The sequence below is a fragment of the Acinetobacter sp. RUH 2624 genome (assembly GCF_000162375.2).
GTDB lineage: Bacteria > Pseudomonadota > Gammaproteobacteria > Pseudomonadales > Moraxellaceae > Acinetobacter > Acinetobacter nosocomialis.
In genome coordinates, this window is the sequence record NZ_KI391939.1 from 3210907 (window position 1) to 3233219 (window position 22313).

Here is a 22313-nt window from a genome sequence, read left to right on the forward strand (position 1 = left end):
TTGAAAGTGCATAATCAATTGCTTGCTGTTTAAATTCAGCACTAAAACGTTTGGCCATTTCTTGGATCTCCAAAGTTAACGTTACGTTATCTTTAGAGGGAAGTACTGTCCATTATTTTGGCTAGGATCAGGAATTACTCAAGCTTTATTTGTCGAGCCGATCTGGCAGATTATCGAATTAAATACGTGCAATCATTATTACGTTCCGAAAAGGGCGAACTCTCTAATTTAGAAAATGAAGTGATTGGCAGTATGCAACGCCATGAATTAATTAGCCGAAATACCGAATCTGATTTTGATCAAAAGTGGACGTTTGGGGAAAAACTGGCAGATAAGATTGCATCATTTGGCGGAAGTTGGTCTTTCCTTATTTGTTTTGCGATCTTTTTAACAGGTTGGATAGTATTAAATACAGTCGTGATGGTGGTACGTCCTGTCGACCCTTATCCTTTTATTTTACTGAATTTAGTGCTGTCATGTTTAGCCGCAATTCAGGCACCTATTATTATGATGAGTCAAAATCGTCAAGAAGCTAAAGACCGTTTGCGCTCTCAACATGACTATCAAATTAATTTAAAAGCTGAGCTTGAGATTCGCCATTTGCATGAAAAAATGGATCATCTTTTATCGCATCAGTGGGAAAGGCTTGCACATATTCAAGAAATTCAGCTCGATCTTTTAGCTGAAATGAATAAAAAACGATAAAGATTTTTCGAGTTTCACGTGGAACATGAGCATAGCTTATAGATTGTTTTGCGGTAGGTCTGAAATTTCTTTATGATTTGCCGCCATGCTCCATTGCTGTTTCTACGACCATGCCTTTAAACGACAACTTTGTTTACGCTCCACCACAAGATCCGCTTTCCATTCTATTTGAAGATGACGATTTGATTGTGGTTGATAAACCCGCGGGTTTGTTGTCGGTCATGGGCCGGTTACCTGAGCATCATGACAGTGCTTATTTAAGGGTGCTGGAAAAGTTCCCTTTGGCTAAAGTGACGCATCGTTTAGATATGGCAACCTCGGGTTTACTTATGTTTGCCAAGCATCGCGATGCAGAAGTTGCGGTAAGTAAAATGTTTCAGGCCAGAACAGTCAAAAAACATTATATTGCTTTGGTGCAAGGACAAGTAAAGCAAGAGGGCAGTGTTGAGGTTCCACTCATTACTGACTGGGAAAATCGCCCAAGACAAATTGTACATTTTGAATTAGGCAAACATGCTAAAACCTTGTTTCAACCATTGGTTTATGATGAAACAACAGATCAAAGTCGAGTGTTACTTGAGCCTGTGACAGGGCGTTCGCACCAGTTACGTGTACATATGATGCATATTGGACACCCGATTATGGGCGACAAGTTATATCATCCTGAACCTAAACGGTTTCATTTGAAGCGTATGGCTTTACACGCTGCGTATTTGGCTTTTCAACATCCATTGAAAGGAACAGATGTAGTGATTGAATCGCAAGTGCCGTTTTAAAAAATTAAAATTTGATGCAATTCGCAACTGAATACATATCCAAACTGCAATAAAAGTCGGTTATTCTTAATGCCGAATAATACAAATTAGAGCAACAACAAGGACAATCTAATGAACCGCGATTACGAACAATTTCCAGATGACGATAACGGCAATGTACTTTGGCAAATGGTTGAAGATGGGGATGACTTAACCGAGCTGCATGAAATTGAATTTTCAATTGCTTTTCAAGATCAAAAAAATGCAGAGCAATGTGCACTTTACTTACTTTACCAAGAACAAAAAGTTTCACTTTTCCAAGATGACTCTGTTGAGCCAAACGAATGGGTAATTACCATCTTCGTAAACATGGAACCTGAGTATTCAGATATCGTTGATTTGGAACAATGGTTTGCCAGCATCGCTGAAAAATTTCAGGGTGAATATGACGGATGGGGCTGTATGGCCTATGTCTTTGAAGAAGAAACTGAAGAAGACGACCTCTTACAATAAGGTCTAAAAAGAGTAGGAGATAATCATGAACTTATCTCAAAAACAAATTGCGGTACGGTTTTTAGAACTTGCCGCAGCAGGCGAAGTTGATGAAGCCTATAGCAATTACACTGCGCCTAACTTCAAGCATCACAATCCTTATTATGCGGGTGATGCGACTTCTTTGAAGGAAGGGATGCGTGAAAGCGCGGCTGAAAATCCTAATAAAGTCTTTGATGTCCAACATGTCATTGAAGATGGGACTTTGATCGCCGTACATTCGAAACTTGAAATGCAAATGAATGACAAACCTACCATTGTGGCTGTGGTTCATATTTGCCGTTTTGAAAATGGAAAAATTGCTGAGCTTTGGGATATCGGGCAAATGCAGCCTGAACCGCTTGTGAATGAAAATGGCATGTTCTAATAAAAAAGCCCGAAATAATTCGGGCTTTTTTATTTTATAGATGAATTAAAACTTCCACTGTGCCGAGATTGAGGCGTTTAGTGGCTCACCCGGTTGAATCCACAAATCGCTATAGCTTGAAACATAGTAAGTTTTATCAAACAGATTGTTTATATTCAGCTGATAACGTAAGCGGTCCGATGGGGCATAATAAGCATTTAAGTTCACGAGGGTATAGCTTGGTAAATTAAAGCCATTATCAAGGTTATGTCCGCTACGCTCGCCTACATAGGTAAGGTTGGCACCTACACCTGCTTTTGTTGAGCCTTCTTGTAGAAACTCATAATTGGTACTTACAGCACCTTGGTGTTTTGGAACATTACTTAGACGTGCACCTTTTGCCAAGTCTTGGTCTTTTTCAATTTGAGCATCGGTATAGCTATAGTTGGCATTGACGAACCAGCGGTCAGTGATTTGGCTATTTAAGTCAAACTCAATTCCTTTACTGCTCACTTCGCCTGCTGCGGTTTGAAAGTTACTGTCGATTGGGTCGGTTGTGAGTACATTTCGCTTTTTCATTTTAAACAGAGCGAGACTCAGCACACTTTGGTCATTCACTTTATATTTGGTGCCGACCTCATAACTTTCACCTTTTTCAGGAACAAAAGTCTGACCATTGCGGTTCATACCACTATTCATGGCAAATGAGCGGCCATAGTTTGTATAAAATGCCCACTGGTCAGAGGCTTTAAAATTTACTCCGAAACGTGGACTATTTTGGTGAAGCGTCTGGTTGCTTTCAGTCTGACTCAGGTGATTTTTAAAGTCTTGTTCGACCTGATCAAAACGGTTGCCAAATAGCACACTCCACTGGTCATTAAAAAAGATCTGATCTTGTACATTAAGCGCAAAGTAACGCTGCTGTTCTTTTGTATTGGTAAATGGTGCAAGGTTTGGTAAATATTTGCCATATTCAGGTTGGTAAATATCAATTGTGTTTGGTGAGCTTGTGCTGTGGTTGCGACGAAGCTGGTTTTGTTTATAGTCGAGTTGACCAAGCTCGGTTGAAAGTAAAATTTCATGACGTGCCCAAGACGTATCAAGCTTGCCCAGTAACTCGGTCTGAGCCAGCACATCTTCACTTGTATAATCACGATAGCGACGTTGACGCTCTAAAGTACGTCCATCGGCTTGCATACGACGAGGTTCGGTTGCAAAACCCACCATTTTGGCATCTTTATAACTGACTGCACTATTTAGCTTCCAGTCAGGGTTAAATTCGTGACTCAGACGTAATTGGTAAAAGTAATCTTTTATTTTCAAATCGCCATCGTCAGGTTCACCTGTAAAGGTTTTCGGGTCCATCACAAACTGATGATTGACTATGCTTACACCACGGTCAAAGGTTCCTTTATGCTCTGTAAATTCACTGTCAAAGTCGAGTTGCGTTTGGTCTGAAATTTTCCATGTGAGTTGCGGTGAAAAGAACCAACGTTCACTGCTGACATGATCACGAAAGCTTTGATTATCTTCGTGAGCCACGGCTACGCGATAGGCCAGTTCATTGTTTATAGGCGCCGTGTGTTCCAGACTAATTCGATATTGTTCTTGGGTATTGGCACGTAGGTTAACTTCACTTTCGCTTTCCCACTGTGGTTTTTTACTGTTGAGGTTCAGCAAACCACCTGTTTCGCCGCGACCATATAGTGCAGCGATTGGCCCTTTTAAAAACTCTAAAGATTCAATATTTACCACATCTTTGGGAGCACTAATCCCTCGGTTGACACTCAAACCGTTACGGATCATAGAGGCACCTAAATTGGGATCGGTACTAAAACCACGGAAAGAGTAGTTATCCCAAAAGCCACCACCAAAACTGTTTTGATGAAAAACCCCACTCACCAAGCTTAAAGCGTCATCAATCCGTTGAACGTCTTGTTGTTCCATCATTTGTTTTGAAACATAAGCACGGTTAAAAGGAACGTCTAAAACATCGTGAGAAAATTTAGTCGCCGAGCTATTTTGACTCACACCTTCTTGGGTACTTTCAGCCTGAACGCGTATGGTCTCAAGTACCGTTGACGTTTCTTCTGCCCAAGTGAATGTCGATATAAATGATAGACCCAACGAAGACAACAATCCTAATTTGTGTTGCATAAATAATCAGCCATGAAAGACAAAAGAACTATAATGTAATAGTATAACGTTACATTATTTTATTGATTACCGCTATGTCTTTAGAAAAGAATATTGAACGTTTACAGTCGATTGATGCATTGCGTGGTTTGGTGATCATCATTATGTTACTCGACCATGTAAGAGAAACTTTCTATTTACATAAACAGGTTACCGATCCAATGGACGTAACAGTAACAGAACCAGCATTATTTGGCAGTCGATTATTGGCACATATTTGCGCTCCGGTTTTTGTACTTTTAACCGGTATTTCTGCATTTTTATTTCAATCAAAAAAACAGGACTTACAACAAACGCGTACCTTTCTATTAAAACGCGGCTTATTTTTAATTGTGTTAGAGCTTACCCTTGTGAATTTTGCATGGACAGCGACTTTTCCACCCGAAGTCATTTATTTACAGGTGATTTGGGCGATCGGTATTAGCATGGTGGTATTAGCTTGCTGTGTAAGTTTACCTTTGCCTGTTATTGCTGGTGTAGGGTTGATGATTATTTTTGGGCACAACTTATTAGATTCTGTGCACTTCTCACAAGGCATCCTACAAAATATATGGTTCGTTTTACACGAACGTGGCTGGCTTGAGTTTGCGGGCATTAAGCTTCGTACAAGTTACCCTGTTTTACCTTGGATAGGGGTGATTTTATTAGGCTACGTATTAGGCCAGTTGTTTAGTTCAAAATATACAGCAAAGCAAAGAGGCCGCGCTTTACTTAGTCTAGGTTTCGCAAGTATTGGGTTGTTTGTTTTACTGCGTTTTATCAATGTTTATGGTGACCATCCGTGGCAGCATTTTGAGTCATTACAACTGAGCCTTATGAGCTTTTTTAACCTCACCAAGTATCCACCATCTTTACTGTTTATTTTGCTAAATGTTGGGATCGGTTTGATTGTACTCATTGCTTTTGAACGTATGCAGCAGTACTCGTTTTTAAAACCACTAGTGGTATTTGGCTCGGTGCCGATGTTCTTTTACTTATTGCATTTATATGTGCTGAAACTGATCTATGTGTTTGCGCTAAACGTATGGGGAGCCAACTACGGGAATTATTTGTCGGTCAGCCATGTATGGATGCTGTGGTTAATCACAATTGTGCTGTCTTTTGCGCTCTATCCAGCGGTTAAATGGTTCTCGAAGTTTAAGCATCAAAACAAACATATTTCGATTTTAAAATATTTCTAATTTTCAAAAGGTGAGTAAAGCGAGTTCAATAATGCTCGCTTTACTTGCTTACATCTAAATATAAAGTTTCTTTTACTTCTTCCATGACTACATAACTGTGTGACGATGCCGAAGCGGGAAGTTTCTTTAATAGATCTCCCAATAAGCGGCGGTATGCACTCATTTCTTTTAAGCGCGCTTTTACAAGGTAGTCAAATTCGCCTGAAATAAGGTGACATTCAAGCACTTCAGGAATCTCAACTAAGTCTCTAGCCACTTGGTCGAATACATCGCCAGATTTGGCAGATAACTTAATTTCTAAAAAGACAAGCAGGTTGCGGTCCACGTAGGCTGGGTTTAGCCGTGCATAATAACCCATGATAATGCCATCGCGTTCTAGGCGTTTTACACGCTCTGAACAAGGGGTGGTCGACAGGTTAACTCTCGATGCCAATTCACTAATCGCAATTCGTCCTTCACGCTGCAAAATATCCAGAATCATGCGATCTATACGATCTAAGGGGCGCATAGATATTTCCTCTTTTTTTAAAATTCTCGCGAGAAAAACATAAATTTACCTAGATTATACCCTGAAAAACAGTGAAATAAACTATTGAAGCAGAAATATACTAGTGAAATAAACTGGTGTGCGTGAGGGAATGGAAATGCGCGTAATTGTTTTAGGTAGCGGCGTTATTGGAGTGGCAAGTGCCTATTATTTAGCTCGTCAAGGAGCTGAGGTTACTGTTCTCGATCGCCAGTCAGGTCCTGCTGAAGAAACTAGCTTTGGTAATGCAGGCCAAATTTCGCCTGGGTATTCGACCCCTTGGGCAGCACCAGGAATTCCTTTTAAAGCTGTGAAATGGATGTTCCAACACCATGCACCGCTTGCGATTAATTTAGATGGCAGCATGTGGCAATTACAGTGGATGGCGCAAATGCTGAAAAACTGTAATCCGCAAAGTTATGCTGTGAACAAAGAACGTATGATGCGTGTGGCTGAATACAGCCGTGACTGTTTACGTGAACTCAGAAAAGATACGGGTATTCACTACGAAAACCGCGCTAAAGGTACTTTGCAGCTATTCCGTAAAGAAGCACAAATGGAAGCGGTTCAACGCGACATTAGCGTGCTTGAAGAATGCGGCGTAAGCTACGAGTTATTAAATGGCAACGAGCTTGGTCGTGTAGAACCAGCTTTAGCAAATGCACAAGATAAACTCGTGGGTGGTTTACACTTACCAAATGATGAAACAGGCGACTGCTATTTATTTACCAATGCTTTAGCTCAAATTGCTAAAGAGCTAGGCGTTAACTTCCAGTTTAACCAGAACGTAGAAAAATTGATTGTTGAAGGCGATCAAATTAAGGGCGTTCAGGTCAATGGTAAGGTCTTAACCGCAGATCGTTATGTTTTAGCGTTTGGTAGCTATTCACGTGATTTCCTGAAACCACTTGATCTACAGTTACCTGTATATCCTGTGAAAGGTTATTCGTTGACGATTCCAATTGTTGACCCTGCTTTTGCCCCGCAATCTACAGTGCTTGATGAAACCTACAAAATCGCGATTACTCGTTTTGACCAACGTATTCGCGTAGGCGGTATGGCAGAGCTAAGCGGTTTCAATTTAGGTCTGAACGAAGACCGCCGTGCAACTTTGCAAATGGTCACTCAGGACTTGTTCCCAGGCGGTGATATGGCACAGGCATCTTTCTGGACGGGTCTACGTCCAATGACACCAGACAGCACTCCAATTATTGGTGCGACTCGCTTTAAAAATCTGTTCTTGAATACAGGTCACGGTACTTTAGGTTGGACCATGGCATGTGGTTCAGGAAAATTAATCAGTGACATCGTATTGAATCATAAGACTGAAATCAGTACAGATGGTCTTTCAATTCAGCGTTATTCACACGCGCATGCTGCATAACGGACGTTAGGAAAGTAATCATGCCTCGTCCTATTACCGCAGTGATCCACCATCAAGCTTTACAAAATAACTTGGTGGTGGTGCGCAAGGCTATGCCAAACAGTAAGGTTTTTGCCGTTGTAAAAGCCAATGCTTATGGACACGGAATTGAACGTGTCTATGAGGCATTTAAAGCAGCAGATGGCTTTGCCTTACTTGATCTTGATGAAGCAAAACGAATTCGTGCTCTAGGTTGGACAGGTCCAATTTTATTGCTCGAAGGAGTTTTCTCTCCTCAAGATTTATTTGATTGTGTGCAGTATCAGCTTAGTTTCACCGTTCATAGTGAAGCGCAAATCGAGTGGGTAGAAAAGCATCCTTATCCGGCTCAATTTGATGTTTTCTTGAAAATGAACAGTGGTATGAACCGTCTTGGTTTTAAACCACAGCATTATGTGCAGGCTTGGGAACGTTTAAATAACTTGGCAAATGTGTCCAAGATTACGCACATGACGCATTTTTCAGATGCAGATGGCGATCGTTTCGGTCAGCAAGGTATTGATTATCAAATTACTGCCTTTGAAGAAATTGTAAAAGATTTACCGGGTGAAAGATCGGTAAGCAATAGTGCAGCAATTTTGCGTTATCAAGACCAGCTCAAATCAGATTATGCCCGCAGTGGCATCATGCTCTATGGCAGCTCGCCAGATTACCCAACGCATAGTATTGCAGATTGGGGCTTGCAGCCGACCATGAGCTTACGCAGTGAAATTATTTCCGTTCAGCATTTAGAGCCGAATGAAAGCGTAGGTTATGGCTCAAACTTTGTCACAGAGCAACCCATGACGATTGGGATTGTGGCTTGCGGCTATGCCGATGGTTATCAACGTATTTCACCAACAGGTACGCCAGTTTTAGTGGACTCTGTCCGCACTCGTACAATTGGTCGCATCAGCATGGATATGTTGGCAGTCGATTTAACAGGTATTGAAAGTGCCAAAGTCGGCAGTGAAGTCGTGCTTTGGGGCCAATCAAGTACAGGCGTCGTTTTACCTATTGATGATGTCGCAGTTTCATCCGGTACGGTGGGCTATGAACTGATGTGTGCTGTCACCGCCCGTGTTCAATTTATTAATCAGGTATAAGGAAATCCGAATGTCTAATTCAGATATACAAAAGATTAACACTAACGAAGTCATGAGCGCCGTGACTGTTTTTAACAAAGTGGTTTATTTGTCAGGTCAGGTACCTAAAAATACCGAGCAAGACGTGGCAGGCCAAACTCGTGAAATTCTTGCAACGATTGATGAACTTTTGGCATTAGCCAATACCGACAAAACTCGCTTGCTCTCTGCACAGCTCTATTTAAAAAATCTTTCTGACTTTTCAACCGTAAATGCAATTTGGGTTGATTGGTTAAAAGGGTGTGTTGCGCCATCGCGTGCCACAATTCAGGCCGATTTGGTCAATCCAAATTGGTTAATTGAAATTGCCGTGACGGCAGCACAAAAGTAATTCGTTTTTACTCCAAAAATGATGATGTATCTAACAGAAGGAAGATAGATACGGTTTATCCAGTCATTTTTTGGTGAACAGATTCAGTGACCTATGGCATACGGTTCGATTTTCGCCATAGGTTGCTGATCTTAACAAAGGAATTCAAAAAGGAATTTTAATATGACAACGGCTCGTCATTCAGATACGGAAAACTCTCCTGATCATCTGCAACGAAAACTGTCTAACCGTCATTTACAACTGATTGCTATTGGCGGTGCAATTGGAACTGGCCTATTTATGGGTTCAGGTAAAACCATCTCCCTCGCAGGCCCTTCAATTCTCTTTATTTATATGATTATTGGAGGCATGTTCTTTTTCTTAATGCGTGCAATGGGTGAGTTACTCCTTGCAAATCTGCATTACAAATCTTTTGTTGATATGGCTCATGACCTGATTGGTCCTTGGGCCGGTTACTATTTGGGCTGGACCTATTGGTTAGGTTGGGTGCTGGTGGGTATTGCGGACCTTTCAGCGGTCATTAACTATTTGAGTTTCTGGTTGCCCGATGGTGCAAGTTTTTCCCCAATACAGCAGGCCATGATTAGTGCAGGTTGTGTGTTATTTGTGATGGGGCTTAACCTCCTAACAGTACGACTATTTGGTGAAATTGAATTCTGGTTTGCACTTATTAAGATTCTGGCAATTATTGGCCTGATCGGAGTAGGCGGCTACATGATTTTCAGCCATTTCCAAGCTCCACAAGGTGCTGTTGCAAGCATTAGTAATGTTTGGGCGCACGGTGGTTTATTCCCGAAAGGCACGGAAGGCTTTTTGGCAGGATTCCAGATTGCTGTATTTGCTTTTGTCGGGGTAGAACTGGTAGGTACAACTGCTGCTGAAACCAAAGACCCAGAAAAGAACCTACCGAAAGCAATTAATGCGATTCCGGTACGTATTATTCTGTTCTATGTGTTGGCGCTATTTATTGTGATGTCAGTAACCCCGTGGGATCACATTCGTGCAGATAAAAGCCCGTTTGTTGAGTTATTCTTAAATGCGGGTATTCCGGTTTCTGCCATCATCATGAACTTGGTGGTGCTGTCTTCAGTGATGTCATCAATGAACAGCGGTGTGTTTTCAACCAGTCGTATGTTGTTTGGTTTATCGAAAGATGGTCAGGCACCGGGTGCATTTGGTCGTTTATCAAAACGCGCAGTTCCTTCAAATGGTTTAATTTTCTCTTGTACTTTTATTATGGGCGGAGCAGTACTTCAGTACTTTGTTCCAAACACGATGGAGGCATTTACGTTGGCAAGTTCACTTTGTGTGATTCTATTCATTAGTGTTTGGAGTCTCATTATGGTGTGCTATTTACGCTATCGTAAATTACGTCCTGAATTACATGAAAAATCGACATTTAAAATGCCGGGTGGCATTTTGATGAGTTATGTTGTTTTGGCATTTATGCTTTTTACTTTAGTCATCTTGGCATTAGAGCCAGATACTTTGAAAGCTTTATATGTCAGTCCGGTATGGTTAGTTATTTTAGGTGTTACCTATCATGTGTTGTATAAACCACGCATGAAAAAGCTAGGACGTGAACTCGTTAACGATCATTAAGTTTTATTAAAAAGCCAATCAATCATGATTGGCTTTTTTTATTTTCATCAGTTTTTTTATCGGAATAATATTGTTTATTTTTGAATCAATAGCACAGTTTTGAGGGGGGGAGTAAAGCGACATCTAGCATTATCACATGCTAAACTCCGGCTAATCTGGTGAATCGAGATTGGATAATTAAAATTGCCGTGAAGGCAGTACATAAATAATGCAACTTAAAAAATAGGGACAAAAGATAGATCAATTAAGGAAAAAATATACTTGAACATCTTGTCCTGAGGTATAGACTCAGCAACCCACGATATACGGTTCGTTTTCTCCCTATAGGTTGCTGATTTAAATTAAGCAAAATATAAAAAGGACTTCTAATATGACAATGGTTCATCATTCAGATGAGGCAGGCTCCCCTGATCATTTACAACGGAAATTAAGTAATCGCCACTTACAGCTCATTGCAATTGGCGGCGCAATTGGTACCGGTCTATTTATGGGCTCGGGCAAAACCATCTCTCTCGCAGGTCCTTCAATTCTTGTAATCTACATGTTAATTGGTGGAATGTTCTTCTTCCTTATGCGCGCATTGGGTGAATTACTACTTGCTAATTTACATTACAAGTCATTTGTCGACATGGCGTATGACCTAATTGGTCCGTGGGCTGGCTACTATATAGGTTGGACCTATTGGTTAGGCTGGGTACTGGTCGGTATTGCCGATCTTTCTGCGGTTATTAACTATTTAAGTTTCTGGTTACCCGAAGGCGCCAGTTTTTCACCCATGCAACAAGCGATGATTAGTGCGGGCTGTGTACTATTCGTCTTAAGCCTTAACCTTCTTACAGTAAAGTTGTTTGGTGAGGTTGAGTTCTGGTTTGCGCTTATTAAGATTTTAGCCATTATCGGTTTGATTGGTGTGGGCGGCTACATGATTTTAACCCACTTCCAAGCTCCTCATGGTGACGTGGTAAGCATCAGTAACGTCTGGTCACATGGTGGTATATTTCCAAAAGGTGTAAGCGGGTTTTTGGCAGGTTTCCAGATCGCCGTATTTGCCTTTATTGGTGTTGAGCTGATTGGTACAACTGCTGCTGAAACGAAAGATCCAGAAAAGAACCTACCAAAAGCAATTAACGCGATTCCGGTACGTATTATCCTGTTTTATGTGTTAGCACTTTTTGTGGTGATGTCTGTAACACCTTGGGATCATATTCGTGCCGATAAAAGCCCGTTTGTTGAGTTGTTCTTAAATGCAGGTATTCCTATTTCTGCAATTATTATGAACTTGGTTGTTCTGTCGTCGGTCATGTCTTCAATGAACAGTGGCGTGTTTTCAACAAGCCGTATGTTGTTCGGCTTATCAAAAGATGGTCAAGCGCCGGGTATATTAGGACGTTTATCAAAACGTGCTGTGCCTTCAAATGGTTTAATCTTCTCATGTATTTTCATTATGGGTGGGGCAGTGCTTCAGTACTTTGTTCCAAACACAATGGAAGCATTTACTCTGGCAAGTTCACTCTGTGTAATCTTGTTCATTAGCGTGTGGATTTTGATCATGGCGTGCTATTTACGTTATCGTAAAACTCGTCCTGAACTTCATGCTGCATCAACCTTTAAAATGCCGGGCGGCGTGTTAATGGCGTATGCGGTTATAGCCTTTTTCTTGTTTACTTTAGTGATTTTGGCGTTAGAGCCAGATACATTAAAAGCGCTCTACGTCAGTCCAGTATGGGTGGTGGTTTTAGGTGTGACTTACTATGCATTCTATAAGCCGCGCATGAAAAAATTAGGCCGAGAAATCTTTTAATTATCCTTTCTCGATTTACCAAAAAGCCAATCATCATTGATTGGCTTTTTTATTAAAAGATTAATCGACCAGCAAATGTTGATATTTATCAGCTTGTTTACGCAAGTAATCCCAGACCAGTTTAATGCGCGGCTCATGCTGTAAATCAACGAAGGTCAGCATCCAGAAGGTATGGGTAAAACGAACTTGTTGCTCTAATACCTCTTCGAGCTCAGGTTTGTCATCTGCTAAAAACTTCGGCAAAATTGCAAGCCCTGCACCAGCACTCACTGCAATTTGTTGGGCCAAAATACTGCTACTGCGAAAGTTAGCATTCAGTTTTAAAGGTAAACGTTCTAGACAATACAGCTCCGGGCTATACACCAGATCATCAATATAATTTACAAAGCGATGCTGAGTTAAATCTTCTAAACCACGAATCGGTGGATTTTGTGCTAGATAGCTCTGGCTGCCATAAATTTTTAAGCAGTAGTCTGATAAGCGCGTAATGATATAAGGCCCCGAGGTTGGGCGTTCAATGGATACCACAATATCTGCTTCACGATGCGAAAGCTTAATCATTTTTGGTACGGGTATTAGGTCGATGGTGAGTAGTGGATACTGAATAGAGAACTCAGCCAGTAAGCGGGCTAAAAATGCAGTTCCAAAGCCCTCAGGTGTGCCAATTCGCACACGTCCTTGTAAAGGTTGATGCGGTTTTTCAATTTGTAAGAAAGCTTGTTCCATTTGCTCAACTCGAGGAACAAGTGCCATGCCTTCGAGTGTCAGCTCATAGCCTGTTGCTTCACGTTTAAACAAAGTTGTACCCAAAGCAAGTTCTAGGGCCTGAATCCGTCTAGCTACCGTACTATGTTCAACACCAATAATACGTGCAGCATTGGTTAGAGTTTTAGTGCGTGCTAAAACCAGAAAAAACTGTAGATGATCCCAATCCACTTTCATTTTTGTTATTGTCCCTGTGCATATTTGCACAACAATCGTGCATGAATTTGCGTTGGTGGTCAAAGATTTCTTTGTTAGTCTCAAATAAAACCTGAATAAAGAAAATACGTAGAAAAGTATTTTCTAATAACTGAACACAATAAAAATATGACCTACGGAGAGGTTATGAACACAATCCAGAAAATCGAATTGGACACCGCTAAATTACTTATTAACGGACAGTTTATCGAATCTAAAACTCAAGAATGGCAAGACATTATTAACCCTGCAACTCAGGAAGTGATTGGCCGCGTGCCTTTTGCAACGGTTGAAGAAGTCGACGCTGCTATTCAAGCTGCACAAGATGCTTTTACTTCTTGGCGCCAAACCCCAATTCAGGCACGTATGCGCATCATGCTTAAGCTACAAGACTTGATTCGTGCCAACATGAAAGAAATAGCACAAGTATTGACGGCTGAACAAGGTAAAACCTTGGCAGATGCCGAAGGCGATATTCAACGTGGTCTAGAGGTGGTTGAACATGCCTGTTCAGTTGGTACTTTGCAAATGGGTGAATATGTTGAAGGTGTAGCACGTGGTGTAGATACGTATACCTTGCAACAACCTTTGGGTGTTTGTGCGGGTATTACGCCGTTTAATTTCCCTGCCATGATTCCACTTTGGATGTTCCCAATGGCAATCGTGTGCGGCAATACCTTCGTTTTAAAACCATCAGAACAAGATCCATTATCGACCATGATGTTGGTTGAGCTTGCAATTCAAGCAGGTATTCCAGCAGGTGTCTTAAACGTTGTGCATGGCGGCAAAGAAGTGGTTGACCGTTTGTGTACCCATAAAGACATTAAAGCGATTTCATTTGTAGGTTCAACTGCGGTTGGAACACATGTTTATAACCTTGCAGGTCAACATGGTAAACGTGTGCAAGCCATGATGGGCGCAAAAAACCATGTGGTTGTGATGCCAGATGCCAATAAAGAACAAACCCTAAATGCCTTGGTGGGCGCAGCGTTTGGTGCTGCTGGGCAACGTTGTATGGCATTGTCGGTTGCAGTGATGGTTGGCGACAGTAAACAGTGGATTCAAGAGTTAGTTGAAAAAGCGAAAACTCTAAAAGTAAATGCAGGTCATGAACCAAATACTGACATTGGCCCAGTCATTTCAAAACGTGCCAAAGCGCGTGTAATTGACTTGATTAATAGCGGTGTTGAGCAAGGGGCAGAACTTCTACTCGATGGTCGCAATGTTCAAGTACAAGGTTATGAGTCAGGTAACTTTGTGGGTGCTACGATTTTTAGTGGCGTAAATACCGACATGCGTATCTATAAAGAAGAAATCTTTGGGCCGGTACTTTCAATTATTTGTGTCGATACATTCGATGAAGCGATTGCATTGATCAATGCTAATCCATTTGGTAACGGTGTAGGTCTATTTACCCAAAGCGGTGCGATTGCACGTACTTTCCAAAACCTTATTGATATTGGTCAAGTCGGTATCAACATTCCAATTCCTGTACCTGTGCCTTTCTTCAGTTTTACCGGTTCAAGAGGTTCGAAACTCGGCGATTTGGGACCATACGGCAAACAGGCTGTGCAGTTCTATACCCAAACCAAAACCATTACCAGCCGTTGGTTTGAAGATAGCCATGAAGTTGGCGGTGTAAATACAACCATTAGTTTACGTTAAGGGGATCACGGATGAATATCGCCTTTATCGGTCTAGGCAATATGGGCGGCAGAATGGCCCAAAATCTATTAAAAGCCGGACTCAAAGTTTATGGTTACGACCTCAGTGAAGTCGCGATCCAGCACTTCGCCGAGGCAGGTGGCATAGTCTGCGACAGCCCCCAGAATGCAGCTAAACAAGCAGATGTGGTCATTACCATGTTGCCTGCCGCAAAGCATGTTAAAGAGGTTTACTTGGGTGAAAATGGTGTCTTGGAAGTGTTAAAAGCAGGTAGCTTATGCATTGATAGCAGCACCATTGACCCGCAAACCATAAAAGACATTGCTGCTGTTGCACAGAGTAAAAATATTAAAATTTGTGATGCACCCGTTTCCGGCGGGACCATTGGTGCTCAAGCTGGAACTTTAACCTTTATGGTCGGTGCCGATGATCAAACCTTTAACGAAGTAAAACCAGTGCTCAGCCACATGGGCAAAAATATTGTTCATTGTGGTGATGTCGGTGCAGGCCAAATTGCCAAAATTTGCAATAACCTGATTTTAGGCATTTCAATGGCTGCGGTGGCCGAAGGCATGGCACTCGGTGTGAAGCTAGGCATCGACCCACAAGCATTGGCAGGGGTAATTAACACCTCAAGTGGTCGTTGTTGGAGCTCGGATGTATGCAACCCATGGCCGCATATTAATGAAAATGCGCCCGCATCTCGAGGCTATCAAGACGGTTTTGCAACTCAGCTAATGCTAAAAGATTTAGGACTCGCTGTAGAAGCCGCAGGCCAAGTCAAACAGCCTGTTGTATTAGGTGGTATGGTGCAACAGCTTTATCAGCAAATGTGTATGCGTGGTAATGCTCATCTCGATTTTTCGAGCATTATTCAGCAGTACCTGCCACAAGAGGCATAACGGTAAAGCCAAAGGAAGGCTTTAAACCAATAAATCAAACCCTGTCGTGAATAACAACAAATCCGGACTGAGGGAAAAGATATGATGGATTATCAAAATGCTGTACAGGCTTTCGATTTGGAAAGCACTGCTAAACAGATGTTGTCAGGTTCACTCGATGCACTAAACGCATGTTATGAATGCTGTGATAGACATGCAAATGGCGACAAAATCGCACTGTACTGGCAAGGAAAAGACGGACGAAAAGAGCAATATACCTTCCGTGAACTAAAAGAATGGTCGAGTCAGTTTGCTAACTTTTTAAAAGCTCAAGGTGTAAAAGCAGGCGACCGTATTTCAGGCTTATTGCCAAGAACACCTGAACTGATTGTAACCATTTTGGCGGCTTGGCGAATTGGTGCTGTGTACCAGCCTTTATTTACTGCATTTGGCCCAAAAGCGATTGAGCACCGTATTCAACTTGCACAAAGCAAGTTGGTGGTGACCGATATGGGCAACCGTAGCAAGCTCGATGAAATTGAAAAGTGCCCTGCAATTATGACAGTGGCCGATGCACAAGGTACTGCGCTTAAAGCAGGGGATTTTAATTTCTGGAATGAAGTGAAGCAGCAGTCCGATCAATGTGATCTGGTGATGCGTAGCATCCAAGATCCTTTCTTGCTTATGTTTACTTCAGGTACTACAGGACCAGCGAAACCATTGGAAGTGCCACTAAAAGCACTGATTGCTTTTGGTCGATATATGCAAGATGCCATTGGTTTAACCGAAGAGGACTCGTTTTGGAATATTGCCGACCCGGGTTGGGCTTATGGTCTGTACTATGCGATTACTGGGCCGTTATTTTTAGGTCATGCCACTTTGTTTTATGAAGGCGGTTTTAGTACCGATAGCCTATGCCAAATTGTGAAAGATTATAAAGTTAACAACTTGGCAGGTGCACCAACAGCTTACCGCATGATGATGGCAGCAGATCCGGTACAAATGGCGCCGTTAAAAGGTCAGTTCCGTGTGGTGAGCAGTGCAGGCGAGCCGCTTAATCCGGAAGTCATTCGCTGGTTTAAACAAGTCTTAGACGCTCCAATTTATGACCATTACGGACAAACCGAAGTTGGCATGGTGGTGTGTAATCATCATGGATTAAAACATGAAATTCATGCTGGCTCAGCAGGTTTCCCAAGTCCGGGCTATCGTGTTGCGATTGTTAATGAACAAGGTGAAGAACTTCCGCCAGACACACCGGGAATTTTAGCAGTCGACATTAGCCAGTCTCCAATGATGTGGTTTGGTGGCTATAAAGAAAGCCGAAAATCGCCTTTCGTCGGTCATTACTACTTAACGGGTGATACTGCCGAACTTCATGCTGATGGCAGTATGAGTTTTGTCGGCCGTAGCGATGATGTAATCACCACATCAGGCTATCGTATTGGGCCTTTTGATGTAGAAAGCGCACTGCTTGAACATGATGCTGTGATTGAAGCCGCAGTAATAGGCGTGCCTGATCCAGATCGCACTGAAGTCGTTAAGGCTTTTGTAATTTTAGCTGCGGGCGTACAACCTTCAGATGCACTTGCTGAAGAACTCAGCCAGTTTGTGAAAAGACGACTTTCTGCACATGCTTACCCACGATTAGTTGAATTTGTGAGTGAATTACCTAAAACTCCAAGTGGCAAAATTCAGCGCTTTTTATTGCGTAATCAAGAAATTGCTAAACAACAAGCTAAAGCAGGGTAAAGGAAATAATAATGCAATTTACCGAAGAACAATTACTCATTCGTGATATGGCGAAAAGTTTCGCCCAAGAACAAATCAAGCCTAATGCCAGTGATTGGGATCGAGACGGGACTTTCCCAAAAGACACTCTGACTCAAATGGGACAACTCGGTTTTATGGGAATGCTTGTTTCAGAGGAATGGGGTGGTTCAGATACGGGTAACTTAGCCTATGTACTGGCACTCGAGGAAGTTGCGGCAGCAGATGGGGCAACCTCGACCATCATGAGTGTACATAACTCGGTTGGTTGTGTGCCTATTTTAAAATTTGGGACCGACGAGCAAAAAGAGCGCTTTTTAAAGCCTTTGGCTCAAGGTGAAATGATCGGTGCTTTTGCCCTAACTGAGCCGCATACAGGATCGGATGCGGGAGCCATCAAAACCCGTGCAGTGAAAGATGGTGACGATTACATTTTAAATGGTGCCAAGCAATTTATTACCTCGGGTAATAATGCCGGCGTCATTATCGTGTTTGCCGTGACCGATCCGAGCGCAGGCAAAAAGGGCATTAGTGCCTTTTTAGTTCCACGCGAAACACCGGGTTATGAAGTGATTCGTGTAGAAGAAAAACTCGGTCTGCATGCTTCAGATACCTGCCAAATTGCGCTGACAGATGTACGCATCCATAAAAGTCTCATGCTAGGTAAAGAAGGCGAAGGTTTAAAAATCGCACTTGCCAATTTAGAAGGTGGGCGTATTGGTATTGCTGCACAAGCAGTCGGTCTAGCACGTGCGGCACTCGAAGAAGCAACTCGTTATGCCAAAGAGCGTATTACTTTTGGAAAACCAATTTTTGAGCATCAAACTATCGCGTTTCGCCTTGCCAGCATGGCAACTGAAATTGAAGCAGCGAGACAACTGGTTCACTACGCTGCGCGTCTCAAAGAAGCAGGCCAACCGTGTCTCAACGAAGCTTCAATGGCCAAGTTATTTGCTTCAGAAATGACTGAGCGTGTGTGCTCAAGTGCCCTACAAGTGTTTGGCGGCTATGGTTATCTCAGAGACTTCCCAATTGAGCGTATTTATCGTGATGCGCGTATTTGTCAAATTTACGAAGGCACAAGTGATATCCAACGTTTAGTCATCGCACGTAGTCTATAAAACCAGAATAAGGAATAAATAATGCAGTGGCAAAGTATTTTATTAGAAAAGCGTAATGGGGTTGGACTGATTACATTAAATCGCCCTCAAGCGCTGAATGCCTTAAATAGCGAATTAATTAGTGAAATTAATCAGGCATTAGATCAACTCGAAAAAGACCGCGAAATTGGCTGCATCGTATTAGCTGGCTCTGAAAAAGCTTTTGCCGCAGGGGCCGACATTAAAGAAATGGCTGATTTGGCATTTCCTGATATTTATTTAGATGATTTTTTTCATCTTGCAGACCGGATTGCACAGCGCCGTAAACCTTTAATTGCTGCGGTGAGTGGCTATGCATTGGGTGGTGGCTGTGAGCTGGCGCTTATGTGTGACTTTATTTATTGTGCTGACAACGCCAAGTTTGGTTTACCCGAAGTCACTTTAGGGGTAATTCCGGGCATTGGGGGGACACAGCGTTTAACCCATGCCATTGGTAAAGCTAAAGCAATGGAAATGTGCCTTACCGCTCGTCAAATGAGCGCAGTAGAGGCAGAACAAAGTGGTTTGGTTGCACGTGTGTTTGCTAAAGAAGAATTACTTGAACAAACCTTGCAAGCCGCTGAAAAAATCGCAGCACGGTCTTTAACTGCAAACATGATGCTCAAAGAAACCATTAACCGAGCTTTTGAAGTGAATCTTACCGAAGGTTTACGTTTTGAACGCCGCATGTTCCACTCCATTTTTGCAACTGCGGACCAAAAAGAAGGCATGCAGGCCTTTGTTGAAAAACGGCAGGCAAATTTTAAAAATCAGTAAGAGATCAATAAAATGAATACAGAAAATCACTTAATGATTGAGCGACAAGGTAAACTCGGCGTGATTACCTTAGACCGTGTGACTCATCTTAATGCATTGTCACTAGATATGATTGAAGGGATTGGTGCCCAATTGGAACTGTGGCGAAATGATGCTGCTGTTCAGGCGATCTTGATCAAATCAAATAGCCCAAAAGCCTTCTGTGCAGGGGGCGATATTCGCTATCTCTACGACAGTTATAAAAATGGCACAGCCGATTACAAAGGCTACTTTAGTGCCGAATATAAAATGCTCAATACACTGCGCGAATATGAAAAGCCAATCATCGTTGTGCTTGATGGCTATGTATTAGGCGGTGGTTTTGGCTTGGCTCAGGCGTGTCACATTGTGGTAAGCAGTGAAAAGTCCAGATTTGCTATGCCTGAAACAGCGATTGGTTTTTTCCCGGACGTTGGCGCAACTCATTTCCTGTCTCGCCTTGATGATATTGGCGTTTATATGGCAATTACGGGTGAGCAGATTAGTAGTAGCGATGCGCTCTATCTCGACTTAATTGACTACCATGTACCAAGCGATCAGTTACAAGCTTTACAAGAAGCTCTCGTTGAAGCGCCAAGTTTAAGCAAAGAGGGAATTGAACGCATCACTACCCGATTTATTACTCGGCCTGTCGAAAGTGAGCTTAAACAACTTGCCGAAGGCATCCGTAAACACTTCGGATATCAGCATTTAGATGAGATTGAGCAAAGCCTTGAAAATGAACAGGATGAAAGCTTAAAGGCTTGGGCGAGTAAGATGCTTAGTATTTTGCAGCAGCGTTCATTTATTGCCAAACAAACCAGCTTGAAACTGCAATATTTAGGGCGCGGCCTTTCACTACAGCAGTGTATGCAGCTTGAGCGTGATTTACAGGATATCTGGTTTGAGCATGGTGACTTTATTGAGGGCGTTCGTGCGCTCATTGTCGATAAAGATAAACAACCACGTTGGCAAGAACGTAATCCGGAGTTAGAGCAAATTTTAGAAAAACTAAGCTAACCCATTTTAAAAACACACAAAAAGCTTAAGGAGATCAAGCGAGACCTGAACATGCTTATGGTCAGGACAGATCATAAGCATAAAAAGACAAAACAAGAAAATCTAAAAAGGATATTACGATGCAAACAATACATGGAAACGGTTCACATCCTAAAAAGTCGTCACATCGATTAGCAGGCATCTCTAGCATGGTTGGCACCACGATTGAGTGGTATGACTTTTTTGTTTATGGTGCAGCAGCAGCACTCATTTTTAACAAGTTATTTTTCCCTAATCTGGACCCACTTACAGGTGTGCTTGCAGCATTTGCAACCTATGCCGTTGGGTTTATTGGGCGGCCTTTAGGCGGCTTGGTCTTTGGTCATTTCGGTGACAAGATTGGTCGTAAGTCAATGTTGTTGCTAACGCTGATGCTCATGGGAATTCCAACCGTACTGATTGGCCTCTTACCAACTTATGAATCAATTGGATATTGGGCCGCAATTGGTTTGGTGATCTTGCGATTTATTCAAGGTATGGCCATGGGGGGTGAATGGGGCGGTGCCGTGCTTATGGCCGTTGAACATGCACCCGAAGGTGGTAAAGGGTTTTGGGGAAGTTTGCCACAGGCGAGTACAGGTGGTGGCTTAATGCTCGCCTCAATCGCGCTAGGACTGGTGTCGTTATTACCTGAGCAAGCACTGTTTAGCTGGGGCTGGCGTTTACCATTTCTTGCCAGCATTATTTTACTGGCAGTGGGCTGGTATATTCGTGTAAAAGTGCCTGAGTCACCAGATTTTGAAAAAGTAAAACAGCAGTCTGAAGAAGTCAAAGTTCCTGCCTTTCAGGTTTTTAAAAATCATCCAAAACAACTTATCACCATTATTCTGGCGCGTGCTGCTGAAAATGCATGGTTTTATATTGCGTCAACATTTACGCTAGCTTATACCACTGCACAACTTGGTATTCCCCGCCAAGATATTTTATTTGCCACCATTTGTGGTGCAGCCGTGATTTTATTTATGACGCCGTTATGCGGACATTTGTCCGACAAAGTCGGTCAACGCAATATGTTTATGTTTGGCTTATGCGTATTAGCACTTTACTGCTATCCATTTTTTAGCATGCTCAATACCAAAGATCCGGTACTGGTCTGGACAGCAATTGTGCTGGCGATTGGTGTGGTGTTTCCAATTATGTATGCGCCACAAGCTCAGCTTTTTGCGCGTCAATTTCCTGCGGAAATTCGCTACAGCGGTATCTCGATTTCAGTACAGTTGGCAGGTGTTTTGGGTGGTGGTTTAGCCCCTATGATTGCCACCAAGCTGCTCAGTATTGGGCAAGGTAACCCATATTTAATTATGCTTTATATTGGCAGTATGGCTGTCGTTGCAATTATATCGACATCATTTATGCCGCGTGATGGAAACTCTAAAACGGATGAGACTTATTATAAAAAAGCAAACTTAAATTTAAAAACCAAGATTGATTGATACGCGTTATTTATTCTTCGCAATAAGCGTATTTCTTGATTATAAAAAAACTAGGTTAACTCATGTCCG

General features: G+C 42.3%; 19 protein-coding genes and 1 pseudogene. 17 read left to right on the forward strand and 3 right to left on the reverse strand.

Annotated features, from left to right (window positions below; all coding sequences use genetic code 11):
- Positions 1–132: 132 nt before the first annotated feature.
- The 4 genes and pseudogenes from HMPREF0014_RS21690 to HMPREF0014_RS21705 form a co-directional block, all read left to right on the forward strand.
- Positions 133–705, forward strand: a pseudogene (locus tag HMPREF0014_RS21690) (DUF1003 domain-containing protein); the annotation flags it as partial.
- A gap of 110 nt (positions 706–815) precedes the next feature.
- On the forward strand, positions 816–1481 hold the full coding sequence (locus tag HMPREF0014_RS21695) for an RluA family pseudouridine synthase (protein ID WP_020992351.1): 666 nt from the start codon (positions 816–818) through the stop codon (positions 1479–1481).
- A gap of 111 nt (positions 1482–1592) precedes the next feature.
- Positions 1593–1973 (forward strand): ribonuclease E inhibitor RraB, encoded by a 381-nt coding sequence (locus HMPREF0014_RS21700; protein ID WP_006581242.1) that lies wholly within the window; start codon positions 1593–1595, stop codon positions 1971–1973.
- A gap of 25 nt (positions 1974–1998) precedes the next feature.
- Positions 1999–2379 (forward strand): nuclear transport factor 2 family protein, encoded by a 381-nt coding sequence (locus HMPREF0014_RS21705; RefSeq protein WP_006581243.1) that lies wholly within the window; start codon positions 1999–2001, stop codon positions 2377–2379.
- Between the two features lie 45 nt (positions 2380–2424).
- Here HMPREF0014_RS21705 and HMPREF0014_RS21710 read toward each other — a convergent pair whose 3' ends face one another.
- On the reverse strand, positions 2425–4515 hold the full coding sequence (locus tag HMPREF0014_RS21710; protein ID WP_006581244.1) for a TonB-dependent siderophore receptor: 2091 nt from the start codon (positions 4513–4515) through the stop codon (positions 2425–2427).
- Positions 4516–4589: 74 nt separating this feature from the next.
- Between HMPREF0014_RS21710 and HMPREF0014_RS21715 the strand changes: the two genes are divergently transcribed.
- The gene (locus HMPREF0014_RS21715) at positions 4590–5735 is read left to right on the forward strand and encodes a heparan-alpha-glucosaminide N-acetyltransferase domain-containing protein (protein ID WP_006581245.1); all 1146 of its coding nucleotides are present in this window, start codon (positions 4590–4592) and stop codon (positions 5733–5735) included.
- Positions 5736–5775: 40 nt separating this feature from the next.
- On the opposite strand, the gene HMPREF0014_RS21720 is transcribed toward HMPREF0014_RS21715, so the two are convergent.
- Positions 5776–6243 carry an Lrp/AsnC ligand binding domain-containing protein gene (locus HMPREF0014_RS21720; RefSeq protein WP_001247568.1) on the reverse strand — a complete coding sequence of 156 codons (468 nt, stop codon included), beginning with the start codon at positions 6241–6243 and terminating at the stop codon, positions 5776–5778.
- A 136-nt stretch (positions 6244–6379) separates the two neighbouring features.
- Here HMPREF0014_RS21720 and HMPREF0014_RS21725 point away from each other — a divergent pair, with 136 nt between their 5' ends.
- The 5 genes from HMPREF0014_RS21725 (at position 6380) to HMPREF0014_RS21745 (ending at position 12542) form a co-directional block, all read left to right on the forward strand.
- Positions 6380–7645: a D-amino acid dehydrogenase gene (locus tag HMPREF0014_RS21725; protein ID WP_020992352.1), complete on the forward strand. Its 1266-nt coding sequence runs from the start codon at positions 6380–6382 to the stop codon at positions 7643–7645.
- Between the two features lie 20 nt (positions 7646–7665).
- Positions 7666–8769, forward strand: a complete 1104-nt coding sequence (alr, locus tag HMPREF0014_RS21730; protein ID WP_006581247.1) for an alanine racemase — start codon at positions 7666–7668, stop codon at positions 8767–8769.
- 10 nt (positions 8770–8779) lie between these two features.
- Positions 8780–9139, forward strand: coding sequence for a RidA family protein (locus tag HMPREF0014_RS21735; RefSeq protein WP_006581248.1), 360 nt, complete (start codon positions 8780–8782; stop codon positions 9137–9139).
- 162 nt (positions 9140–9301) lie between these two features.
- Positions 9302–10741, forward strand: a complete 1440-nt coding sequence (locus HMPREF0014_RS21740) for an amino acid permease (RefSeq protein ID WP_006581249.1) — start codon at positions 9302–9304, stop codon at positions 10739–10741.
- A gap of 376 nt (positions 10742–11117) precedes the next feature.
- Positions 11118–12542: an amino acid permease gene (locus HMPREF0014_RS21745; protein WP_085946335.1), complete on the forward strand. Its 1425-nt coding sequence runs from the start codon at positions 11118–11120 to the stop codon at positions 12540–12542.
- Positions 12543–12602: 60 nt separating this feature from the next.
- Here the strand turns inward: HMPREF0014_RS21745 and HMPREF0014_RS21750 are convergent, their stop codons facing one another.
- Complete coding sequence (locus HMPREF0014_RS21750; protein ID WP_002050510.1) at positions 12603–13484, reverse strand: LysR family transcriptional regulator; 882 nt, start codon at positions 13482–13484, stop codon at positions 12603–12605.
- Between the two features lie 165 nt (positions 13485–13649).
- Between HMPREF0014_RS21750 and HMPREF0014_RS21755 the strand changes: the two genes are divergently transcribed.
- From HMPREF0014_RS21755 to HMPREF0014_RS21785, 7 genes are all read left to right on the forward strand, one after another.
- Positions 13650–15167: a CoA-acylating methylmalonate-semialdehyde dehydrogenase gene (locus HMPREF0014_RS21755; protein ID WP_020992353.1), complete on the forward strand. Its 1518-nt coding sequence runs from the start codon at positions 13650–13652 to the stop codon at positions 15165–15167.
- A gap of 11 nt (positions 15168–15178) precedes the next feature.
- A complete protein-coding gene (mmsB, locus tag HMPREF0014_RS21760; protein WP_006581251.1) occupies positions 15179–16069 on the forward strand; it encodes a 3-hydroxyisobutyrate dehydrogenase in 891 nt (296 codons plus the stop codon).
- 81 nt (positions 16070–16150) lie between these two features.
- Entirely contained in the window at positions 16151–17800 is a 1650-nt protein-coding gene (locus HMPREF0014_RS21765) for an AMP-binding protein (RefSeq protein ID WP_006581252.1), read from the forward strand.
- Positions 17801–17811: 11 nt separating this feature from the next.
- Complete coding sequence (locus tag HMPREF0014_RS21770) at positions 17812–18939, forward strand: acyl-CoA dehydrogenase family protein (protein ID WP_006581253.1); 1128 nt, start codon at positions 17812–17814, stop codon at positions 18937–18939.
- A gap of 21 nt (positions 18940–18960) precedes the next feature.
- Positions 18961–19734 carry an enoyl-CoA hydratase gene (locus HMPREF0014_RS21775; RefSeq protein WP_006581254.1) on the forward strand — a complete coding sequence of 258 codons (774 nt, stop codon included), beginning with the start codon at positions 18961–18963 and terminating at the stop codon, positions 19732–19734.
- 12 nt (positions 19735–19746) lie between these two features.
- Positions 19747–20772: an enoyl-CoA hydratase/isomerase family protein gene (locus HMPREF0014_RS21780; protein ID WP_006581255.1), complete on the forward strand. Its 1026-nt coding sequence runs from the start codon at positions 19747–19749 to the stop codon at positions 20770–20772.
- Between the two features lie 119 nt (positions 20773–20891).
- Complete coding sequence (locus HMPREF0014_RS21785) at positions 20892–22244, forward strand: MFS transporter (protein ID WP_002050568.1); 1353 nt, start codon at positions 20892–20894, stop codon at positions 22242–22244.
- Positions 22245–22313: the final 69 nt, after the last annotated feature.

Excerpts from the sequence above, each read along its gene's own strand:
- HMPREF0014_RS21695 (WP_020992351.1), top strand. The coding sequence starts at position 816 with ATGCCTTTAAACGACAACTTTGTTTACGCTCCACCACAAGATCCGCTT.
- HMPREF0014_RS21700 (WP_006581242.1), top strand. The coding sequence starts at position 1,593 with ATGAACCGCGATTACGAACAATTTCCAGATGACGATAACGGCAATGTA.
- HMPREF0014_RS21705 (WP_006581243.1), top strand. The coding sequence starts at position 1,999 with ATGAACTTATCTCAAAAACAAATTGCGGTACGGTTTTTAGAACTTGCC.
- HMPREF0014_RS21710 (WP_006581244.1), bottom strand. The coding sequence starts at position 4,515 with ATGCAACACAAATTAGGATTGTTGTCTTCGTTGGGTCTATCATTTATA.
- HMPREF0014_RS21715 (WP_006581245.1), top strand. The coding sequence starts at position 4,590 with ATGTCTTTAGAAAAGAATATTGAACGTTTACAGTCGATTGATGCATTG.
- HMPREF0014_RS21720 (WP_001247568.1), bottom strand. The coding sequence starts at position 6,243 with ATGCGCCCCTTAGATCGTATAGATCGCATGATTCTGGATATTTTGCAG.
- HMPREF0014_RS21725 (WP_020992352.1), top strand. The coding sequence starts at position 6,380 with ATGCGCGTAATTGTTTTAGGTAGCGGCGTTATTGGAGTGGCAAGTGCC.
- alr (WP_006581247.1), top strand. The coding sequence starts at position 7,666 with ATGCCTCGTCCTATTACCGCAGTGATCCACCATCAAGCTTTACAAAAT.
- HMPREF0014_RS21735 (WP_006581248.1), top strand. The coding sequence starts at position 8,780 with ATGTCTAATTCAGATATACAAAAGATTAACACTAACGAAGTCATGAGC.
- HMPREF0014_RS21740 (WP_006581249.1), top strand. The coding sequence starts at position 9,302 with ATGACAACGGCTCGTCATTCAGATACGGAAAACTCTCCTGATCATCTG.
- HMPREF0014_RS21745 (WP_085946335.1), top strand. The coding sequence starts at position 11,118 with ATGGTTCATCATTCAGATGAGGCAGGCTCCCCTGATCATTTACAACGG.
- HMPREF0014_RS21750 (WP_002050510.1), bottom strand. The coding sequence starts at position 13,484 with ATGAAAGTGGATTGGGATCATCTACAGTTTTTTCTGGTTTTAGCACGC.
- HMPREF0014_RS21755 (WP_020992353.1), top strand. The coding sequence starts at position 13,650 with ATGAACACAATCCAGAAAATCGAATTGGACACCGCTAAATTACTTATT.
- mmsB (WP_006581251.1), top strand. The coding sequence starts at position 15,179 with ATGAATATCGCCTTTATCGGTCTAGGCAATATGGGCGGCAGAATGGCC.
- HMPREF0014_RS21765 (WP_006581252.1), top strand. The coding sequence starts at position 16,151 with ATGATGGATTATCAAAATGCTGTACAGGCTTTCGATTTGGAAAGCACT.
- HMPREF0014_RS21770 (WP_006581253.1), top strand. The coding sequence starts at position 17,812 with ATGCAATTTACCGAAGAACAATTACTCATTCGTGATATGGCGAAAAGT.
- HMPREF0014_RS21775 (WP_006581254.1), top strand. The coding sequence starts at position 18,961 with ATGCAGTGGCAAAGTATTTTATTAGAAAAGCGTAATGGGGTTGGACTG.
- HMPREF0014_RS21780 (WP_006581255.1), top strand. The coding sequence starts at position 19,747 with ATGAATACAGAAAATCACTTAATGATTGAGCGACAAGGTAAACTCGGC.
- HMPREF0014_RS21785 (WP_002050568.1), top strand. The coding sequence starts at position 20,892 with ATGCAAACAATACATGGAAACGGTTCACATCCTAAAAAGTCGTCACAT.